This window comes from Photobacterium sp. ABD4_091 (assembly GCF_056160145.1).
This window is the reverse complement of the sequence record NZ_JBSWWQ010000001.1, coordinates 991711-1011269: the sequence shown is the minus strand read 5'-3', so window position 1 is coordinate 1011269 and position 19559 is coordinate 991711. Positions and strand designations below refer to the sequence as shown.

Annotated in this window: 11 protein-coding genes, 5 tRNA genes and 3 rRNA genes; 13 read left to right on the top strand and 6 right to left on the bottom strand. The window is 49.7% G+C overall.

The window, feature by feature from the left end:
* The first annotated feature begins 152 nt into the window (after window positions 1-152).
* The 11 genes from clpB to ACXAGQ_RS04445 all read left to right on the top strand — a co-directional run bounded on the left by clpB (window position 153) and on the right by ACXAGQ_RS04445 (window position 12512).
* On the top strand, window positions 153-2726 hold the full coding sequence (gene clpB, locus ACXAGQ_RS04495) for an ATP-dependent chaperone ClpB (protein ID WP_475252143.1): 2574 nt from the start codon (window positions 153-155) through the stop codon (window positions 2724-2726).
* A gap of 217 nt (window positions 2727-2943) precedes the next feature.
* A complete protein-coding gene (locus ACXAGQ_RS04490) occupies window positions 2944-3618 on the top strand; it encodes a tellurite resistance TerB family protein (protein WP_475252141.1) in 675 nt (224 codons plus the stop codon).
* 370 nt (window positions 3619-3988) lie between these two features.
* Window positions 3989-5555: ribosomal RNA gene (locus tag ACXAGQ_RS04485) — 16S ribosomal RNA — on the top strand.
* A 92-nt stretch (window positions 5556-5647) separates the two neighbouring features.
* Window positions 5648-5723: transfer RNA gene (locus ACXAGQ_RS04480), tRNA-Glu, on the top strand.
* Window position 5724: 1 nt separating this feature from the next.
* A tRNA-Lys gene (locus ACXAGQ_RS04475) sits at window positions 5725-5800 on the top strand.
* A gap of 31 nt (window positions 5801-5831) precedes the next feature.
* Window positions 5832-5907, top strand: a tRNA-Val gene (locus ACXAGQ_RS04470).
* Between the two features lie 30 nt (window positions 5908-5937).
* Window positions 5938-6013 (top strand) — tRNA-Ala (locus tag ACXAGQ_RS04465).
* A gap of 288 nt (window positions 6014-6301) precedes the next feature.
* A 23S ribosomal RNA gene (locus tag ACXAGQ_RS04460) occupies window positions 6302-9189 on the top strand.
* A gap of 214 nt (window positions 9190-9403) precedes the next feature.
* Window positions 9404-9519: ribosomal RNA gene (rrf, locus tag ACXAGQ_RS04455) — 5S ribosomal RNA — on the top strand.
* The 16S, 23S and 5S rRNA genes sit together here with 5 tRNA genes alongside, the layout of an rRNA operon.
* A gap of 14 nt (window positions 9520-9533) precedes the next feature.
* Window positions 9534-9610, top strand: a tRNA-Asp gene (locus tag ACXAGQ_RS04450).
* A gap of 406 nt (window positions 9611-10016) precedes the next feature.
* A complete protein-coding gene (locus ACXAGQ_RS04445; protein WP_475252139.1) occupies window positions 10017-12512 on the top strand; it encodes an FG-GAP repeat domain-containing protein in 2496 nt (831 codons plus the stop codon).
* A 60-nt stretch (window positions 12513-12572) separates the two neighbouring features.
* Here ACXAGQ_RS04445 and ACXAGQ_RS04440 read toward each other — a convergent pair whose 3' ends face one another.
* The 5 genes from ACXAGQ_RS04440 to ACXAGQ_RS04420 all read right to left on the bottom strand — a co-directional run bounded on the left by ACXAGQ_RS04440 (window position 12573) and on the right by ACXAGQ_RS04420 (window position 16658).
* Complete coding sequence (locus ACXAGQ_RS04440) at window positions 12573-12917, bottom strand: DUF2799 domain-containing protein (RefSeq protein WP_475252137.1); 345 nt, start codon at window positions 12915-12917, stop codon at window positions 12573-12575.
* Window positions 12918-12955: 38 nt separating this feature from the next.
* Window positions 12956-14155: a multidrug effflux MFS transporter gene (locus ACXAGQ_RS04435; protein ID WP_475252135.1), complete on the bottom strand. Its 1200-nt coding sequence runs from the start codon at window positions 14153-14155 to the stop codon at window positions 12956-12958.
* Window positions 14156-14518: 363 nt separating this feature from the next.
* Entirely contained in the window at window positions 14519-14818 is a 300-nt protein-coding gene (locus ACXAGQ_RS04430; RefSeq protein ID WP_475252133.1) for a hypothetical protein, read from the bottom strand.
* 254 nt (window positions 14819-15072) lie between these two features.
* A complete protein-coding gene (gene dapD, locus ACXAGQ_RS04425) occupies window positions 15073-16104 on the bottom strand; it encodes a 2,3,4,5-tetrahydropyridine-2,6-dicarboxylate N-succinyltransferase (RefSeq protein ID WP_475252131.1) in 1032 nt (343 codons plus the stop codon).
* Window positions 16105-16358: 254 nt separating this feature from the next.
* Window positions 16359-16658 (bottom strand): YebG family protein, encoded by a 300-nt coding sequence (locus ACXAGQ_RS04420; protein ID WP_475252129.1) that lies wholly within the window; start codon window positions 16656-16658, stop codon window positions 16359-16361.
* A gap of 83 nt (window positions 16659-16741) precedes the next feature.
* Here ACXAGQ_RS04420 and ACXAGQ_RS04415 point away from each other — a divergent pair, with 83 nt between their 5' ends.
* Window positions 16742-17428: a DNA-3-methyladenine glycosylase I gene (locus ACXAGQ_RS04415; protein WP_475254661.1), complete on the top strand. Its 687-nt coding sequence runs from the start codon at window positions 16742-16744 to the stop codon at window positions 17426-17428.
* Here the strand turns inward: ACXAGQ_RS04415 and ACXAGQ_RS04410 are convergent.
* On the bottom strand, window positions 17425-18345 hold the full coding sequence (locus tag ACXAGQ_RS04410) for a LysR substrate-binding domain-containing protein (protein ID WP_475252127.1): 921 nt from the start codon (window positions 18343-18345) through the stop codon (window positions 17425-17427). The genes ACXAGQ_RS04415 and ACXAGQ_RS04410 overlap by 4 nt on opposite strands.
* Window positions 18346-18474: 129 nt before the next feature.
* On the opposite strand from ACXAGQ_RS04410, the gene ACXAGQ_RS04405 reads away from it, so the two are divergent.
* Window positions 18475-19455 carry a TDT family transporter gene (locus tag ACXAGQ_RS04405; protein ID WP_475252125.1) on the top strand — a complete coding sequence of 327 codons (981 nt, stop codon included), beginning with the start codon at window positions 18475-18477 and terminating at the stop codon, window positions 19453-19455.
* Window positions 19456-19559: the final 104 nt, after the last annotated feature.

The window sequence follows — 19559 nt, the reverse complement described above, 5'->3', positions numbered from 1 at the left end:
CCCTGCATATGCAGGGCTTTTTTATTGTTTCTATATAACCGTATGAATTAGCACGTGAAACATACGTATCTAAAATTAAGGAAGGAAATTTCAGCTTGAAAAATGCACAGTAGGCCACCATATCTTATCGTGAGAGAAGATTAGGAGGACTTATGCGTCTTGACCGTTTTACTAGCAAATTCCAGATGGCAATCTCTGATGCTCAATCGCTAGCATTGGGACGGGACCATCAGTATATAGAGCCAGCCCACTTGATGGTGGCGCTGCTGAATCAGGATGGCAGTACCATCCGTCCACTTCTTACCCTATTGAATGTTGATATCGCCCAATTGCGCTCTGGCTTGTCTGAATTGTTGGAGCGGCTGCCTAAAGTGAGCGGTATCGGCGGTGATGTCCAGTTGTCACATGGCATGGGCATGTTGTTCAACATGTGTGACAAGCTGGCCCAGAAACGCAAAGACAAATATATCTCGTCTGAATTATTTATCTTGGCAGCCGTAGACGACAAAGGCCCGCTAGGCCAGCTGTTGAAGGAAAAAGGGCTGACTGCAGACAAGATAGAGCAGGCGATTGAAAAAGTCCGTGGTGGGCAGAATGTTGATGATCCCAATGCAGAAGAAAACCGCCAGGCATTGGAGAAATTTACCATTGACCTGACCGAACGGGCTGAGCAGGGCAAGCTTGATCCTGTGATCGGACGTGATGATGAAATTCGCCGTACCATCCAGGTATTGCAGCGTCGTACTAAGAATAACCCAGTCATTATTGGTGAACCGGGTGTCGGTAAAACGGCGATTGTCGAAGGCTTGGCACAGCGGATCGTAAATGGTGAGGTGCCTGAAGGTTTGCGTCACAAGCGTGTGCTCTCCCTTGATATGGGCGCGCTGATCGCCGGAGCAAAATACCGTGGTGAATTTGAAGAGCGCCTGAAGTCAGTGTTAAACGAGCTGTCGCAGGAAGAAGGCAGCATCATTCTGTTTATTGATGAGCTGCATACCATGGTCGGTGCCGGTAAAGGTGAAGGCTCCATGGATGCCGGCAACATGCTCAAACCGGCATTGGCCCGCGGTGAACTTCACTGTGTAGGCGCGACGACGCTGGATGAATACCGTCAGTATATTGAAAAAGATGCTGCGCTTGAGCGTCGTTTCCAAAAGGTGCTGGTGGATGAGCCGACGGTAGAAGATACCGTGGCCATTTTGCGTGGCCTGAAAGAGCGTTATGAGCTACACCACCATGTCGAGATCACCGATCCGGCGATTGTGGCTGCTGCCGGCCTCTCGCATCGCTACATCTCCGATCGCCAACTGCCGGATAAGGCCATCGATCTGATTGATGAAGCGGCATCAAGCATCCGCATGCAGATAGACTCGAAACCGGAATCTCTTGATCGTCTTGAACGACGGATCATCCAGCTCAAGATTGAACAGCAGGCACTGGAAAAAGAGAGTGATGATGCTAGTCAGAAGCGCTTGAGCGATCTACGAGATGAACTGGATAAAAAAGAGCGCGAATATGCCGAGCTAGAAGAGGTGTGGAATGCTGAGAAAGCCGCTCTGTCTGGCACCCAGCATATTAAAACAGCACTAGAGCAAGCCCGTACCGATATGGAAATTGCCCGTCGTGCGGGTGATCTCAACCGGATGTCTGAGCTGCAGTACGGCAAAATTCCTGAGCTTGAAAAACAGCTCGACTTGGCTGCCCAAGCTGAGATGCAGGAAATGAGCTTGCTCAAGAACAAGGTGACTGATGCTGAAATTGCGGAAGTGCTTTCCCGTCAAACCGGGATCCCGGTAGCCAAAATGCTCGAAGGGGAGCGCGACAAGCTACTTCGCATGGAAGAGGCGTTGCACAAGCGGGTTATCGGCCAAGATGAAGCGGTCGATGCTGTCGCCAATGCCATTCGCCGTAGCCGGGCAGGATTGTCAGATCCAAACCGTCCGATTGGTTCGTTCCTTTTCCTCGGCCCTACCGGGGTAGGTAAAACCGAGTTGTGTAAGTCATTGGCACACTTCATGTTTGACAGCGATGATGCCATGGTGCGGATTGATATGTCCGAATTTATGGAGAAACACTCTGTGGCTCGTTTGGTCGGTGCGCCTCCTGGCTATGTCGGTTACGAAGAAGGGGGCTACCTAACAGAAGCGGTACGCCGCCGTCCATATTCGGTAATTTTGCTTGATGAGGTTGAGAAGGCTCACCCTGATGTCTTCAATATCTTGCTGCAAGTGCTGGATGACGGTCGATTGACCGATGGTCAGGGACGGACAGTCGATTTCCGTAATTGCGTAGTGATTATGACGTCTAACCTAGGCTCGGATCGTATCCAGGAGCATTTTGGCGAATTGGACTACGAAGGCATTAAACAAACGGTAATGGAAGTGGTGGGACAGCATTTCCGACCTGAGTTTATCAACCGAGTTGATGAAACTGTGGTCTTCCATCCATTGGGCGCTGAGCATATCAAGAGTATTGTCAGTATCCAGATTGCTCGATTGGTTAAACGTCTAGAAGAGCGTGATTACCAGCTGAAGCTGGATGATAGTGCGTTGGATCTTATTGCCGAGGCTGGATTCGATCCTGTATTTGGTGCCCGTCCTTTGAAGCGTGCCATTCAGCAATATGTGGAGAACCCACTGGCTCAAGATATATTGTCAGGCAAGTTTGTTACAGGGAAACCAATTAACATCGTTGCTAATGAAGGCCATATCGAAGCGAAACAATAGCTAGCAGGTAATTATGTCGCCAATGAAGCCCTCCCCTTATAGGAGGGCTTTTTTACATTCATTTACCATTGAATTCATTTCATATTCATCCTCGTTTAACTAGCCTACGTAATGTCATTACAAACAAGATGATTCAGGCAATGAGACTCACTCCCTTTTCAATCTCTTTTTAGAGCCTAAATAAAAATGCCTGAGAACATAAGAAAGTGGAGGATGTATGAAATCAATGATGGATAAGCTGCTGGGCGAAGCGAGCAAGTATCTAGATACAAGCAAGTACTCAGATAAAGGGAAGTCGGATTCAGGAACAAAAGCCAGTTCGTCAAGCGACCTGTTAAAAGGCGCATTAGGTGGTGGGGTAGTCGGGGCGCTGCTAGGTAATAAGAAAACCCGAAAATTGGCAAAAAAATATGGGACAAAAGCAGCTGCTGTTGGGGGAACGGCACTTGTTGGTACTTTGGCCTACCAGGCATATAAAAATTGGCAGCAGGATGAAGCAGCACCAAATACAGCGTCGGTTTCAGAGCCAGTATTTCAACAACAGCTGGATACAAAAGCGGGTTTGCTGATACAGGCAATGGTGTTTGCTGCTAAATCTGACGGGCATATCGATCAGCAAGAACGTGCCGCTATTGCCAATTGGGCCGCTGAGCAGGGTTTGGGTGTTGATAGCGAAGCCGCTATTTTGCAGTGGGTAGATGCGCCACTGGATCCGAACGTGCTTAGCCAGCAGGTGGACAATATGGCATTGGCATCGGAAGTTTATTTAGTTTCACTTCTGGCAATAGATGTGGACCATTTTTTGGAGCGAGCTTACCTTGATGAGCTGGCTAAAGCATTGCAGTTACCTACTGAGTTGGTGATGCGAATAGAAGAACAAGCTGAAATGTAGTGTGATATTTCTTCTGAATTGCGCATATTGATTAACAAGTAATCATCTGGTTCGTTTTGAGAAAATAATTGAATTTAAAGTGTTGCCAAACCCAACCAAGTCTCTATAATGCGCCTCCGTTGTCACGGCAAAGCACTGAATCAGAGCGGTTGTGGCAAACATTGTTCTTTAACAATTTGACCATGCAATCTGTGTGGGCACTCGTGAAATGATAGTCAACAAAAGAATTATCAATGAAACTGAGTGACCAAATCGAATCGGAAACAGCCTTGAGCTGAATATGAGGAGAGCACAGTCAATTCATTCATTACTTCGGTAATGGATTAACAGTATTCATTGAGCCGCTATTTATTTAGCAGCAATCAAATTTTAATTGAAGAGTTTGATCATGGCTCAGATTGAACGCTGGCGGCAGGCCTAACACATGCAAGTCGAGCGGCAGCGACATAAACAATCCTTCGGGTGCGCTTATGGGCGGCGAGCGGCGGACGGGTGAGTAATGCCTGGGAATATGCCCTGATGTGGGGGATAACCATTGGAAACGATGGCTAATACCGCATAATCTCCTTGTTCTTTACGAACGGGAGCAAAGAGGGGGACCTTCGGGCCTCTCGCGTCAGGATTAGCCCAGGTGAGATTAGCTAGTTGGTGAGGTAAGAGCTCACCAAGGCGACGATCTCTAGCTGGTCTGAGAGGATGATCAGCCACACTGGAACTGAGACACGGTCCAGACTCCTACGGGAGGCAGCAGTGGGGAATATTGCACAATGGGGGAAACCCTGATGCAGCCATGCCGCGTGTGTGAAGAAGGCCTTCGGGTTGTAAAGCACTTTCAGTCGTGAGGAAGGCGTTATCGTTAATAGCGGTAGTGTTTGACGTTAGCGACAGAAGAAGCACCGGCTAACTCCGTGCCAGCAGCCGCGGTAATACGGAGGGTGCGAGCGTTAATCGGAATTACTGGGCGTAAAGCGCATGCAGGCGGCTTGTTAAGCCAGATGTGAAAGCCCGGGGCTCAACCTCGGAATAGCATTTGGAACTGGCAGGCTAGAGTCTTGTAGAGGGGGGTAGAATTTCAGGTGTAGCGGTGAAATGCGTAGAGATCTGAAGGAATACCGGTGGCGAAGGCGGCCCCCTGGACAAAGACTGACGCTCAGATGCGAAAGCGTGGGGAGCAAACAGGATTAGATACCCTGGTAGTCCACGCCGTAAACGATGTCTACTTGGAGGTTGGTGTCTTGAACACTGGCTTTCGGAGCTAACGCGTTAAGTAGACCGCCTGGGGAGTACGGTCGCAAGATTAAAACTCAAATGAATTGACGGGGGCCCGCACAAGCGGTGGAGCATGTGGTTTAATTCGATGCAACGCGAAGAACCTTACCTACTCTTGACATCCAGAGAACTTTCCAGAGATGGATTGGTGCCTTCGGGAACTCTGAGACAGGTGCTGCATGGCTGTCGTCAGCTCGTGTTGTGAAATGTTGGGTTAAGTCCCGCAACGAGCGCAACCCCTATCCTTGTTTGCCAGCACGTAATGGTGGGAACTCCAGGGAGACTGCCGGTGATAAACCGGAGGAAGGTGGGGACGACGTCAAGTCATCATGGCCCTTACGAGTAGGGCTACACACGTGCTACAATGGCGTATACAGAGGGCGGCCAACTTGCGAGAGTGAGCGAATCCCAGAAAGTACGTCGTAGTCCGGATTGGAGTCTGCAACTCGACTCCATGAAGTCGGAATCGCTAGTAATCGTGGATCAGAATGCCACGGTGAATACGTTCCCGGGCCTTGTACACACCGCCCGTCACACCATGGGAGTGGGCTGCACCAGAAGTAGATAGCTTAACCTTCGGGGGGGCGTTTACCACGGTGTGGTTCATGACTGGGGTGAAGTCGTAACAAGGTAGCCCTAGGGGAACCTGGGGCTGGATCACCTCCTTAACGATATGACTGCGTTTTATGCAGTGTCCACACAGATTGCTTGGTTGAAATGTAAAGAACATGTCTAGGTTCCCAAACCTAGAAAACACTTAGTCCCATTCGTCTAGAGGCCTAGGACACCGCCCTTTCACGGCGGTAACAGGGGTTCGACTCCCCTATGGGACGCCACGGGTCGTTAGCTCAGTTGGTAGAGCAGTTGACTTTTAATCAATTGGTCGCAGGTTCGAATCCTGCACGACCCACCATTCTTTCTCACGAAGGAATTAAAACTATCGTGGGCGATTAGCTCAGTTGGGAGAGCACCTCCCTTACAAGGAGGGGGTCACTGGTTCGAGCCCGGTATCGCCCACCACTCTTTTTTTTAGAAAGACACCATTTCGATGGGGCTATAGCTCAGCTGGGAGAGCGCCTGCCTTGCACGCAGGAGGTCAGCAGTTCGATCCTGCTTAGCTCCACCACTCTCTAAGGTTTTTTCCTTAAGAATCCTTAGAAAGTGGATATCGAAACCTATTCGTTTAGGTAGAGAAATACACATGCTCTTTAACAATCTGGAAAGCTGACTAGTAAATTGAATTCTTTGAATTCAATACTAATAGTTTTATCTCTCTTTATTTAAGAGAAGTAAAACGAGTTCTCAAGCAACACACATTCAAGTGTCTTGTGTAAGAGTCCGGCGAAACACAGTTCATCATACTCAGATGGACAACCTTGGTTGTTGAGCCATACGAAACCTCTTGGGGTTGTATGGTTAAGTGACTAAGCGTACACGGTGGATGCCTGGGCAGTCAGAGGCGATGAAGGACGTGCTAACCTGCGATAAGCCAAGAGAAGATGGTAAGAATCACTATACTCTTGGATTTCCGAATGGGGAAACCCAGCTGCATAAGCAGTTATCAATGCGTGAATACATAGCGCATTGAGGCGAACCGGGGGAACTGAAACATCTAAGTACCCCGAGGAAGAGAAATCAACCGAGATTCCGGCAGTAGCGGCGAGCGAACCCGGATTAGCCCTTAAGCTAGTTTTGCGACAGGTGAATGAGCTGGAAAGCTCAGCGATACAGGGTGATAGCCCCGTAACCGGTAGCGCATTTCGAGTGAAATCGAGTAGGACGGGACACGTGATATCCTGTCTGAACATGGGGGGACCATCCTCCAAGGCTAAATACTCCTGACTGACCGATAGTGAACCAGTACCGTGAGGGAAAGGCGAAAAGAACCCCTGTGAGGGGAGTGAAATAGAACCTGAAACCGTGTACGTACAAGCAGTAGGAGCCCTTCGGGGTGACTGCGTACCTTTTGTATAATGGGTCAGCGACTTAATTTTAGTAGCAAGGTTAACCGTTTAGGGGAGCCGTAGGGAAACCGAGTCTTAACTGGGCGTTCAGTTGCTAGGATTAGACCCGAAACCAGGTGATCTAGCCATGGGCAGGTTGAAGGTGAGGTAACACTTACTGGAGGACCGAACCGACTAATGTTGAAAAATTAGCGGATGACTTGTGGCTAGGGGTGAAAGGCCAATCAAACCTGGAGATAGCTGGTTCTCCCCGAAAGCTATTTAGGTAGCGCCTCGGACGAATACTACTGGGGGTAGAGCACTGTTAAGGCTAGGGGGTCATCCCGACTTACCAACCCTTTGCAAACTCCGAATACCAGTAAGTACTATCCGGGAGACACACGGCGGGTGCTAACGTCCGTCGTGGAGAGGGAAACAACCCAGACCGCCAGCTAAGGTCCCAAAGTTATAGCTAAGTGGGAAACGATGTGGGAAGGCTCAGACAGCCAGGATGTTGGCTTAGAAGCAGCCATCATTTAAAGAAAGCGTAATAGCTCACTGGTCGAGTCGGCCTGCGCGGAAGATTTAACGGGGCTAAGCTATACACCGAAGCTGCGGCAATGCCATTTATGGTATTGGGTAGGGGAGCGTTCTGTAAGCGGTTGAAGGTGCATCGTAAGGTGTGCTGGACGTATCAGAAGTGCGAATGCTGACATGAGTAACGATAAAGGGAGTGAAAAACTCCCTCGCCGGAAGACCAAGGGTTCCTGTCCAACGTTAATCGGGGCAGGGTGAGTCGACCCCTAAGGCGAGGCCGAAAGGCGTAGTCGATGGGAAACGGGTTAATATTCCCGTACTTCTTACTATTGCGATGGGGGGACGGAGAAGGCTAGGTGGGCCTGGCGACGGTTGTCCAGGTTCAAGGGTGTAGGCTGTAATCTTAGGCAAATCCGGGATTACACTAGGCTGAGACCCGATGTCGAGGTGCTACGGCACTGAAGTCATTGATGCCATGCTTCCGGGAAAAGCCTCTAAGCTTCAGATAGTAAGGAATCGTACCCCAAACCGACACAGGTGGTCGGGTAGAGAATACCAAGGCGCTTGAGAGAACTCGGGTGAAGGAACTAGGCAAAATGGTACCGTAACTTCGGGAGAAGGTACGCTGCCGGCGGTGACGAGACTTGCTCTTTAAGCTGCTGGCAGTCGCAGATACCAGGTGGCTGCAACTGTTTATTAAAAACACAGCACTGTGCAAAATCGAAAGATGACGTATACGGTGTGACGCCTGCCCGGTGCCGGAAGGTTAATTGATGGGGTTAGACTTCGGTCGAAGCTCTTGATCGAAGCCCCGGTAAACGGCGGCCGTAACTATAACGGTCCTAAGGTAGCGAAATTCCTTGTCGGGTAAGTTCCGACCTGCACGAATGGCGTAATGATGGCCACGCTGTCTCCACCCGAGACTCAGTGAAATTGAAATCGCAGTGAAGATGCTGCGTACCCGCGGCTAGACGGAAAGACCCCGTGAACCTTTACTACAGCTTGGCACTGAACATTGACCCTACATGTGTAGGATAGGTGGGAGGCTTTGAAACCATGTCGCTAGATATGGTGGAGCCGTCCTTGAAATACCACCCTTGTAGTGTTGATGTTCTAACGTCGCCCCGTTATCCGGGGTGCGGACAGTGCCTGGTGGGTAGTTTGACTGGGGCGGTCTCCTCCCAAAGCGTAACGGAGGAGCACGAAGGTGGGCTAATCACGGTCGGACATCGTGAGGTTAGTGCAATGGCATAAGCCCGCTTGACTGCGAGACTGACAAGTCGAGCAGGTGCGAAAGCAGGTCATAGTGATCCGGTGGTTCTGTATGGAAGGGCCATCGCTCAACGGATAAAAGGTACTCCGGGGATAACAGGCTGATACCGCCCAAGAGTTCATATCGACGGCGGTGTTTGGCACCTCGATGTCGGCTCATCACATCCTGGGGCTGAAGTCGGTCCCAAGGGTATGGCTGTTCGCCATTTAAAGTGGTACGCGAGCTGGGTTTAGAACGTCGTGAGACAGTTCGGTCCCTATCTGCCGTGGGCGTTGGATGATTGAGAGGGGCTGCTCCTAGTACGAGAGGACCGGAGTGGACGAACCTCTGGTGTTCGGGTTGTGTCGCCAGACGCATTGCCCGGTAGCTAAGTTCGGAATCGATAACCGCTGAAAGCATCTAAGCGGGAAGCGAGCCTCGAGATGAGTCATCCCTGAACCTATAAGGTTCCTGAAGGGTTGTTGGAGACTACGACGTAGATAGGCAGGGTGTGTAAGCGTTGTGAGGCGTTGAGCTAACCTGTACTAATTGCCCGTGAGGCTTAACCATACAACACCCAAGGGGTTTTGCACTGAAATCGTTCCAGACGATTATCAGTATTTCCTACATCCATGTAGGTTACGGACTCCACGAACACTTGAATGTGATTGAGATACTAGATTGCTGGTTCCTAGTTCCTAGGAAGAGCAAAAGACAGTTTTCCAGAGAGTTATGGGTTCCTTCTAGGATCTAGGTTCTAGGAACTCGTAACTAAAAGAATTTGCTTGGCGACCATAGCGCTGTGGACCCACCTGATCCCATGCCGAACTCAGTAGTGAAACGCAGTAGCGCCGATGGTAGTGTGGGGCCTCCCCATGTGAGAGTAGGACATCGCCAGGCTCCCAATTTAGTGCGGAGTGGTAGTTCAGTTGGTTAGAATACCGGCCTGTCACGCCGGGGGTCGCGGGTTCGAGTCCCGTCCACTCCGCCAATCATTAAGTCCCTAGCAGCAATGCTGGGGATTTTTTGTATGTGCAGTTCAGTTGGTTAGCTTATTTACCTTGAAAGCAGCGGCCTGTCACGCTGCCGTAGGCATTCGCGGGTTCGAGTCCCGCTTGTACGCCAGCCCGGCCGTTCCGCCACTTATTAAGAAGCCTCAGCAGAAATGCTGAGGCTTTTTTGTATTTATTTTTGGGTATATATGGTGATGGTTGCTGAACTGTAGGAATCGCATCTGCATGCTTTTGGGGAATATTCGTTCATTTTTAGAGCTTACGCTCTGTTTTTTAATGTTTTGAAATGATTGTAAGTTGTTGTATTGAATCGTGTTGTGATAATTTCTTGGCGCGATGTATGCCATGGTATGCAATTCGTTAAAACTCATATATGGAATAAAAATGGACATAAAAATAAAAAAACGGCTGCTTACAAGCGCCTTACTCTCTGTGTTGTTAGCAGGGTGTGGTGGGGATAGCAAGGATGCACCAAATGCCGAATTCGATGTGAATACTGAGTTTGCCGCGACTTACTTGCAGTCGATTGGTAATGAGCAGGCTGACTCAGTTTCGGGTTACGCATCAAAATCGGCCAAGTCGACACAGGTTACACAGGACAAGCGTTATGACGGTGAACTTGAAGTCACTGATATTTTGACGAATGACAAACAAACATTTGATTGGCCTGTCACCCAGAAAGTTGATAGTGATGGCAATGTCGAGACCATTTCGCATCGCTCATTGGCACTAAAACCAGGAACCTATGACTTTGTATTGCTACTGAGTTCAAGGGATTCCCAGCAGCGACAATATGTCGCCCAGGCCCTAGGCGAAAAAATTGTTGATGGCGTAGAACCTGAAATTGACTTTATATTGTTGCCAAACCTAGGCGATACAATCAGTGACTTTGATAAAGTACAGTATGTTTCTAAACTGACGTTCTCTTGGCCGTCAGAAGAGCTGGAAGCACTGAACAACCCACAGTTTGGTTTATCTATTAATAATGCAGCCGAAACGGTTTACACCATCAACAAGGAAACAGGGATTGCCGAGATCATCATGAATGTAGAGCCAGGGGAGTACCTGATGGCGATGCGTCTTTATGATGGTAACTTGATGGTGGGCAAGAGCGAGGATGAAGAGAACCGCATTAACTTCGTTGAAGGTGAAGATGCGAAGATGGATGTCATCCCTCTTCAGACCGATGTCGACTTTGTGCTTGATGAGCTTAAGGATGAAGGCACATTTAGCTTTGTCATTCCCAATGAAGTTGTGGAGGAAGCGGGCTCGGCACAAGATTTGGCGCTGATTGTCCGGTTGAGCGGCGAGCATGTTCCCCCGCAGGAGAAAGTGCTAGAAGTCAAAGATTTGAACGGCACCTATAAAGCCAGTGAGCTGTTTTTGACCGGCGGCCAAGATACAGTCGCGGCATACCTTGCATTCCACCAGGCTAATGAAGCCTCGGACCAATATAACTCGGTACCGTTCGCAAGCTGTAACACCTCTATCAATGTCGAGATTAACCAGACCCTAGGTTGTAAGCTTGAGCTTAAGCGGGAGAGCATTATTTCCGGCCGTATCCTTGGAACGATGATGTTAAGCGTTCTGGATCGGGATTGGCTGCCAGCGATGGGCGCTGAGGTTTATATCAATGATAAATTGGTTGGCCTGACAGGCTCTGAATACAATACGGGTTCTTTTAAGGCTCATTTGGTTGCAGGTGAGCATAACATTGCCGTTCGTGACAGTATCTTCGGTGCCTCTGAAACCTTGGTTATGGAGCCCTTGGCGGTTGAAAACCTGCTTTTGCACCTAGAGAAGCGTGATGATATTGGTGATGGCTATTTTGAGAAACACCAACAAATCTTTTATGGAGGAAGTGGTGAGGATCGCTATGCTGATTCGTCAGCGTTAGCTGATATTACTGGTAACGGTCATCTTGATCTCGTTGCGGGTAAGCGAACTAATGGTGTAATGATTTACCAAAATGATGGCAAGGGTAATTTCACCGAGTCTGAAATGAGTTTTGTAGATCAACGCCGCACTAACGCCATCGTTGCTGCTGATTTAAACGGTAACGGCCGCCAGGATCTTGTTCGAGCGACGTCTGATGGTGATCAGATTTTCTTCAATGATGGAAACGGCAAGCTCGTTGATTCCGGTGTCTTGCTTGGTAAAGGGGCGACAAGAACTATTGCTGTCGGTGATTTGAATGGAAACGGCTATCTAGATATTGTTGTTGGCCAACAATTTAGGGCGCCTCTGATTTATTTCAACGATCGCAAGGGTGGCTTTATTGATAGTGATGAGTATTTGAGTGAGCATAGTGCTGCATCTTATTCATCTAACGTGGCGCTTGCCGATGTTGATGGGGTAAATGGGTTAGACATCATCTATGGTGGCGGTGACAACAGCACCATGATTTACCTCAATGACGGAGAAGGTCATTTTACCGATTCCGGTCAACGCTTTGGCGTCAGCCAAAAAGAGAAGCGCTTTAATGTTGCCGTGGGTGATGTGAATGGTAATGGCAAGCCGGACATTCTCCTTACCAATATGGACTTTCAGGGCGTTGAGCAAAATAACTTGTATATCAATGATGGCACCGGAGTATTTGAAAAATCCGATGTTCCATTTGGTGTCAATGGCCGGGCTGCCGCTTTTGCTGATGTAAACAGTAATGGCCACTTGGATGTGGTTATTACAGGCACATATGTTGAAGATGCTCAGCTTTACTTCAATGATGGTTCTGGTCAATTTGCACCATCAAGTAACGGTAATTTCGGCAAATATCACAATGAACCGTTATTTGGCGATCTGGATGATGACGGCGATTTGGACTTGATTCTGTTTGGTTCGAGCGACAGTGGGGTTTACCTTAATCAACCCGCCCCATGATAAATAAATGGCAGCCTCGGCTGCCATTTTTTATTGAGGCTAACGTAGGGTGAATAACGCTTAATACCCTCGGTCAATCAAGCCATAACTCGAGCTTGATTGGCTATCTTGGCAGTCATCTGGATAACCCGGGTTGATCACCGTACCCACAGTTTGTTTCCCGGCACAATAATCAAATCGTCCTTTGAGATAACCGGCACGGTATTTCTCGTAGTCAATTTCAGCATAACCGCCGCGTTTACCGAGATCTATTTCACTCAGTTCACGATATCCTTGCTCTCCATGGTAGGCGCCAAGCTCTTCCCATTGTTGGTTTTTCGCCAAGTCGGCTTCATACTGGCTGGAACAGGCACCAAGGAAAACAAACGATACCGCCAATAAGCATATTTTCAGAAACCTAACCATGGTGCCCCCTCAATTTAAAGAACTGAGTTAATTATGGTTTATCCGTTGAGAGTTGCCACTGCCCGGCGCCCACTTTCGCTCATGGTGCCGAGCATAGCGAGTAGCAGTCCTAAACCTGCGCCAACGACCATAATACCGCCCAAGTGCCACGCTTGGCTGATCCCTAGTTTTAGCAGGCCATTGCTGAGCAGAGAGGCAAAGACCATCTGGCAGGCACCGGACAGGGCTGAAACCGTACCGGCCTTGTTACCATAAGGAACAAGCAGCAGTGACTGGGCGCACGGGAAGGCAATCCCATTGGCCATCGCCATCAAGAAGTGGCCGGTGACCATCCAGACTGGTGACAGCGGCGCAGCGATTAATACCGAGCCGGCGACAAAGTGAAGCAAAGGGGAGAGCATCAGCATTCTTTGCGTGCCCAGCCGTGGCCGCAGCCGCTGGCAGACCAAACCGCCACAGAGCAAACCAAATGCTGGCCCCATCGCCCAAAGGGCGTAGCGCTCGGAGCTCATTCCTATCTGTACCTGCATAATAAACGGCATCATCGAAATTGACAGGACAACCAGCGCGAAGTTAACCCACCCAATACCGGCAAATGACAGGAAGTGCCGCTCTTGAATCAACGACAGGTAGGATTTTGCCAGTTGTCTGACCGATGGGGGGCGCTGTGCTGTTGCAAGGGTTTCGCTGAAGCTAAGCAGCAATAATAACCAGACAACTGCGATATAGCCGAGCAGGACGATGAAGACCGTTAACCAGCCAAAGTGGTGGTTGACGATACCGCCGATAACGGGAGCCATAATCGGGGTAAAGGCGGCGACAATTGCCACCCAGGTCATTGCTTTCACCAGGTCTTGCCGTTGGTAGCTGTCGCGAATAGTGGCGCGGGCTAAGACTGCCACGCTACCCGCCCCCATCCCTTGGATGATGCGACCGAGTAGCAGCCACTGGAATGAATCGGCTTTCATCACCCCGACAGCCAGTCCGGAGGCGGCGATAAGCAAACCGGCTAGCAACACGGGCCTGCGGCCGAAGACATCAGATAACGGGCCGTAGAGAAGCTGTGAGGCGCCGAAGCTGAATAAATACCCTGAAACCAGCAGTTGTACCTGCTCGGTTGAGAGCTTAAGAGAGTGGGCGACGGCAGGGAGTGCAGGAAAAACCAAGCCAAGGCTTAATTGACCAATGCTGACAATCAAGCATGCAAGTAATAGTGGTTTCCAGTTAAATCCGGCCATCTTCCCCTCCTGTAATGTGACTGATACCCAAGTGGCTTGAGTCTGCTGGGTTCAGAGCGAAATCAATGTGCTCAGTTCAAGGAAAATAACCGAATGGAATAGCTAGCCTATTGCGAGGTTATCTGACGTTGAAGTGGGTGCATTAGGTTAGCTCCCGAAGGGCGAGAAGAGATGATGTTGAGCTGCTTTGGGCTGCACAATAGCAGCGGACTGGGCAAATGCTGCTTATCCTAGATATCTTGCCTTTCTCGCTGAACCAAGCATATTTAAGTGACTTGGATATCAATATTATGCACGGTTAGGCGGGGTAGGATAAGCAGCGCAGGCTCAATGGATTATTTCCTATATGGAACGAGCGGATAATTACTTGCTAATGATGTAGGTAAATGGGCTTGAGAAGGAAAATTTGCTGCCGCTAGTTTGTACCTTGCCCTGTTTCATGGCAACCAGTACCTCTTTTTGAACCTTAACCAGGGAAAAGAAGCGGATCACCATGAAGACAATAAATACTGGCATGATGATTTGTGTCACCGGCATGATATGCAGCACCATCTCATTTATCAGCCATACCGCCAACATTAGCAGCATCACGTATAGTGAGTGGGGTTTGAGGACAATTTTGACTTGATTATCAGTCTCTTCCCGTTCAAAGAAAAATGACATCTCTCTCTCCATGTTGTTATTTGCCGATACCCTCTCATAAACGCCAGTCAGTTGGCAATCTGACGAGGAGACTTTGTGACTGATCGTGCATGCCGTTTTGTTACATTTTAAGACCTGAAATAACGGTTAGCGTTGGCGGATTAGGAATAGAGGGGGAGAGGTCGCTCAGGGGAGAAGCAGCCAAGGGATAACTTGGAGGGGCTAAGTTGTGTTGAAATAAAAAACGCCTCACAAGAGGCGTTTTTTTCAGGCGATTAGTTGTTGCTGTGCAACTCACTGTTTAGTTCAACCGCTGATTTGTTTGCCAGGCACTCAATTTGGCCTGTCATTGAGTTGCGGCGGAACAGCAGATCAGAGACGCCAGCTAGGTCACGGGCTTTCACCACTTCGACTTCCTGGCCGCTCTTGTCCAGCATGCGTACTTTTGAGCCTGCAGTAACGTACAGGCCAGATTCAATCGTACAACGGTCACCCATAGGGAAGCCCAGGCCAGCATTGGCACCTAGCAGGCTGTTTTCACCGATAGAAACCACGACTTTACCGCCGCCAGATAGCGTACCCATGATAGAGGCACCACCACCGATGTCAGAGCCGTTGCCAACAACAACACCTGCGGAGATACGGCCTTCAACCATGCTCACGCCGGTTGTACCAGCATTGAAGTTGATGAAGCCTTCGTGCATAACGGTTGTGCCTTCGCCCACGTGCGCACCAAGGCGAACACGAGAGGTATCAGCAATACGTACGCCTGTTGGTACCACGTAGTCCACCATTTTAGGGAACTTATCGACACAATCGACAGTGATAGTTTCGCCGTTTAGGCGAGCTTCCATTTGGCGGTCTGCCAGTTCTGGCAGATCGATTGGGCCTTGGTTGGTCCAAGCGATGTTGTGCAGCAGGCCAAAGATGCCGTCCAGTACAACGCCGTGCGGCTTAACTAGGCGATGAGAGATAAGTTGTAGCTTCAGGAAGCCTTCGGCAACAGAGGCAGGCGCTTCGTCAGTCGCAAGGATCACTACAACCAGCGGTTGCTCTGATGCTGCCGCTTTAGTTGCGAAGTTAGCGCTGGCTTCTTCGCCTGCTGCGCTGAAAGCAGCTGCAAGGTCGGCGCACTGGGCTGCCGTGACTTCGATAGCCTGATTACCTTCCTTGTAATCAACGATAGCGGCAATGGCATCAACTAGCGCGTCAGCTGGGTTTAGGATCGGGGTTGGAAAAAACGCTTCGATGATTTTGTTATCGCGGTTTTTGGTTGCAGTACCAAGGGCTAGTGAAAAGCTGGCCATTACTGTTGGTTCTCCATGTCAAAGTAATTCATGCCGGACGCAGTTGGCCGGCAAAGTGTGATGAACCCATCATAAAGACACTTGCGCCGATATTGAAGGGGGGAGGGGGTAATCGGTGAAAAATGATGAAATTATGACAATGGGAAAACGCTCGCGCTGTTGATAAATTCAACGTCGGGATTTATAGCTGCAGGCAATAAAAAACCTCCTTGGAAAAGGAGGTTTATCATGAAGAAAACTAGCTGGCTTAGTAATTAAGCTGCAGCATCATCCTTCTGCTCAGCAATAAGCTCAGGCTTTACCGCTTTTTTCTTCGGAGCTGCTTTCTTCTTAGCCCCTAGTGCAACTAGCACGTCTTCACGTTTCTGTGCCAAGAACAGCGAAAGCTCTTCTTGCTTGGCTTCATCCTCGAAAAGTTCACTTTCGCCTAGCAAAGTAAACATCTCGTCAGCCATATCTAGCATCTTGTCGTATGCGTCGGCTTCGGACTTAGAGGTGAAAGTCATCTTTTCTTCTCCGTTGCGCTCAACTACATATTTGACGATAACAGCCATGGTCACCCTCTCCCGAAATTGATTTACTGGCTGTTTATACAGTAGCATTAAGGGCAATGTCCAGTGATAAGCGTGTTAATGTGATGGCAAGAGAAAAATTTTCGCAAATATATGCCCGAGCCGCGGAGCGCAAGGGTGGGGAAGGTGTGCTAGAGAGCATGTTGTCGGCACCATTGCCCGCTGAGGCACTCAAACAGATCGGTGATGACCGCTGGCTTGCCGCATTTACCCAGAAGGTATTTCAGTCCGGGATCAGCTGGCAGGTTGTGCGCAACAAATGGCCTAATTTCGAAGAGGTCTTTTTTGGTTTTGATATCGAGAAAATGCTGTTGATGCCGACTGAAATGTGGGAGCGAAAAGCGACTGAGCCAGCCATTATCCGCCATTTGGGCAAAGTGATGACTATTCCGGAAAACGCCCAGATGATCCACGAGGCCGCCCTTGAGCATGGTTCGTTTTCTGCAATGGTAGCCGACTGGCCGCAGGACGATATTACCGGCCTTTGGCGCTACCTGAAAAAGCACGGCAAGCGCCTGGGGGGCAATACTGGCCCTTATACTTTGCGCATTATGGGCAAAGACACGTTTATCCTGAGCGGGGATGTCGAAGCTTACTTGCGTCAAACCGGTATCATTGATGGTGGTAGGGATACCCAGAAATCCCTATTGGCAGCACAGGGTGCATTCAGTGAGTGGCAGCAGGAATCTGGCCGGCCGCTGTGTCAGATCAGCCAGATCATCGCATTTAGCTGTGGTGATAACCGCGTTTAACCACCTGCTGTTTCAAGGTTGGCTTGGCATAGCGGAGAATTCCACTGTTGGCAAAACTCGATAAACAGCTTTAGCAATGGGCTCTGGTATTTTTCCTTGTGGTAGAGCAGCCAGTATTGGCGGTGCATATCAAGGGGGACTGATAAAATTGTCAGGCGGTTGTCTTTCTCTGCGTGCTCAACGGCGCGGCGGGATAGCAGTGTGAGGCCGAGCCCGGCTGCCGTGCAGTTGATAATGGCTTCGGTGTTGTTGAGCTCAAAAGCTTGGTGCCAGCTTTCCAGCCTTGGTGCCAGGCGGCCGAGGAAATACTCACGGGTGCCAGAGCCAGGCTCGCGCAGGATCCACTCGCTATGCTCAAGATCGCTCAGGCTGAGTTGCTTTATCTTGGTCAGCGGGTGCCCTGGGTGGCAGGCTACCACCATTTCATCGCCTAGCCAGGGTATTACTGCCAGGTTGTCAGCCTGCACTTTGCCTTCGACCAGGCCGATGTCTAGCTCGAACTCACCTAGCATGTGGCAGATCTGGGCGGTATTGGCAATAAATAGGCTTTGATCGCAATGATCAGATTGCTGGCGGAAATCCCGTAGCAAAAACGGGGTGACCTGGTTACCTACCGTATCACTCGAACCAATCTTGAGTTTCCCGGTTACCGGGCCTTCCTGGCTGAAAAGCTGTTCGATATCTTGGCTTCTCGCCAACAGCTCATCGGCCAATGGCAACAAGCGCTTGCCTTGTTCGTTGATCAGCAGGCGGTTATTGTTGCGGTCAAACAACTTATGGCCAAGCTGCTTTTCCAGCTCGGAGAGCGCCATACTGACCGCTGGCTTGGAGAGGAACAGCTTTTCTGCAGCAGCAGTAATGGTCAGTTCCTGGGCGACAGTGACAAACACTTTCAATTGACGTAGGGCGATATTCATTGAATTAGCTCTTGTTCTGTTTTTCTTAACTACGCATTAAATATATTCAATTATCCTAAACCATAAACAGTCGTTACACTACCTGGGTGTTCAATAGTAGTGACGTAGCAGTCTTTGGGGAGTAACGAAATGATTACAGTAACAAAGCAAAAAGTGCTGGGCGCCCCGACTCCAATGGCTGGGCTAGCTTTGGGTATCGCAAGCTTGGGTTGGTGCTGGGAAAATGCCGCCGATCTGGGTGGCCGGGGGCAGCTCACCGGCGCCGGAATAGCGAGTGTTTTGTTGGTGGTGCTGCTTTTCAAGTTTGTTATTCACCCGCGGGCGCTGTGGCAAGATCTCAGCCACCCGGTCGTAGGCAGTGTAGTACCGACGTTTGCCATGGGAACCATGGTGGTATCCAAGGAACTGGGGATCTATTACCCAATTGCCGGGCAGGCCCTGTGGCTAGCAGCCGTGGTGTTGCACCTTATCTTCTTGGCTCTGTTCACATACCACCGAGTCAAGGATTTTGAACTGCACCATATGGTACCAAGCTGGTTCGTCCCACCGATTGGTATTATCGTCGCCGACGTTGCCTTTCCTGGCGGGGCATTACGCCCATTAGCGGAAGGTCTGCAGCTTTTCGGTATGGGGATCTACGCGGTCATGTTGCCTTTGATGGTATACCGTTTAATTTTCAGCCATGAAATCCCGGATGCGGCGAAACCAACCATTGCGATTATGGCAGCACCGGCCAGTCTGTCTCTAGCGGGCTACCTAACGGTCACCCAAGTGCCATCTCCGGTTATGATTGCTTTGCTCGGTGGGATTGCGGTATTGATGACCTTCGTGATTTATTTGGCGCTGGTACGCTTGCTACGTTTGTCATTTAGCCCAGGCTACGCGGCATTTACCTTCCCATTGGTGATTAGTGCCACAGCTATGTTTAAAACAGCAGCATGGATGACCGCCCAGGGTTACGGTGCGGAGTATGTCAACCAGGTGTCCTTACTGGCTCATTTGGAGCTGTATGTTGCCACTGCAGTCGTGGGTTATGTCGCGCTTCGTTATGCGGCATTCTACCGTCCGGTTTCCCAGCTGCTGCACTGCCTGACACCCAACCGTGTGTGAGGTTTCAGCTCGCCTTTATGCTTAAAATTCGGTGTCATAAAAGGCGTTTCAAAAGCGGCTTGATTAAATGCCCAGCAACGCTGGGCATTTTAATGATTTGAATT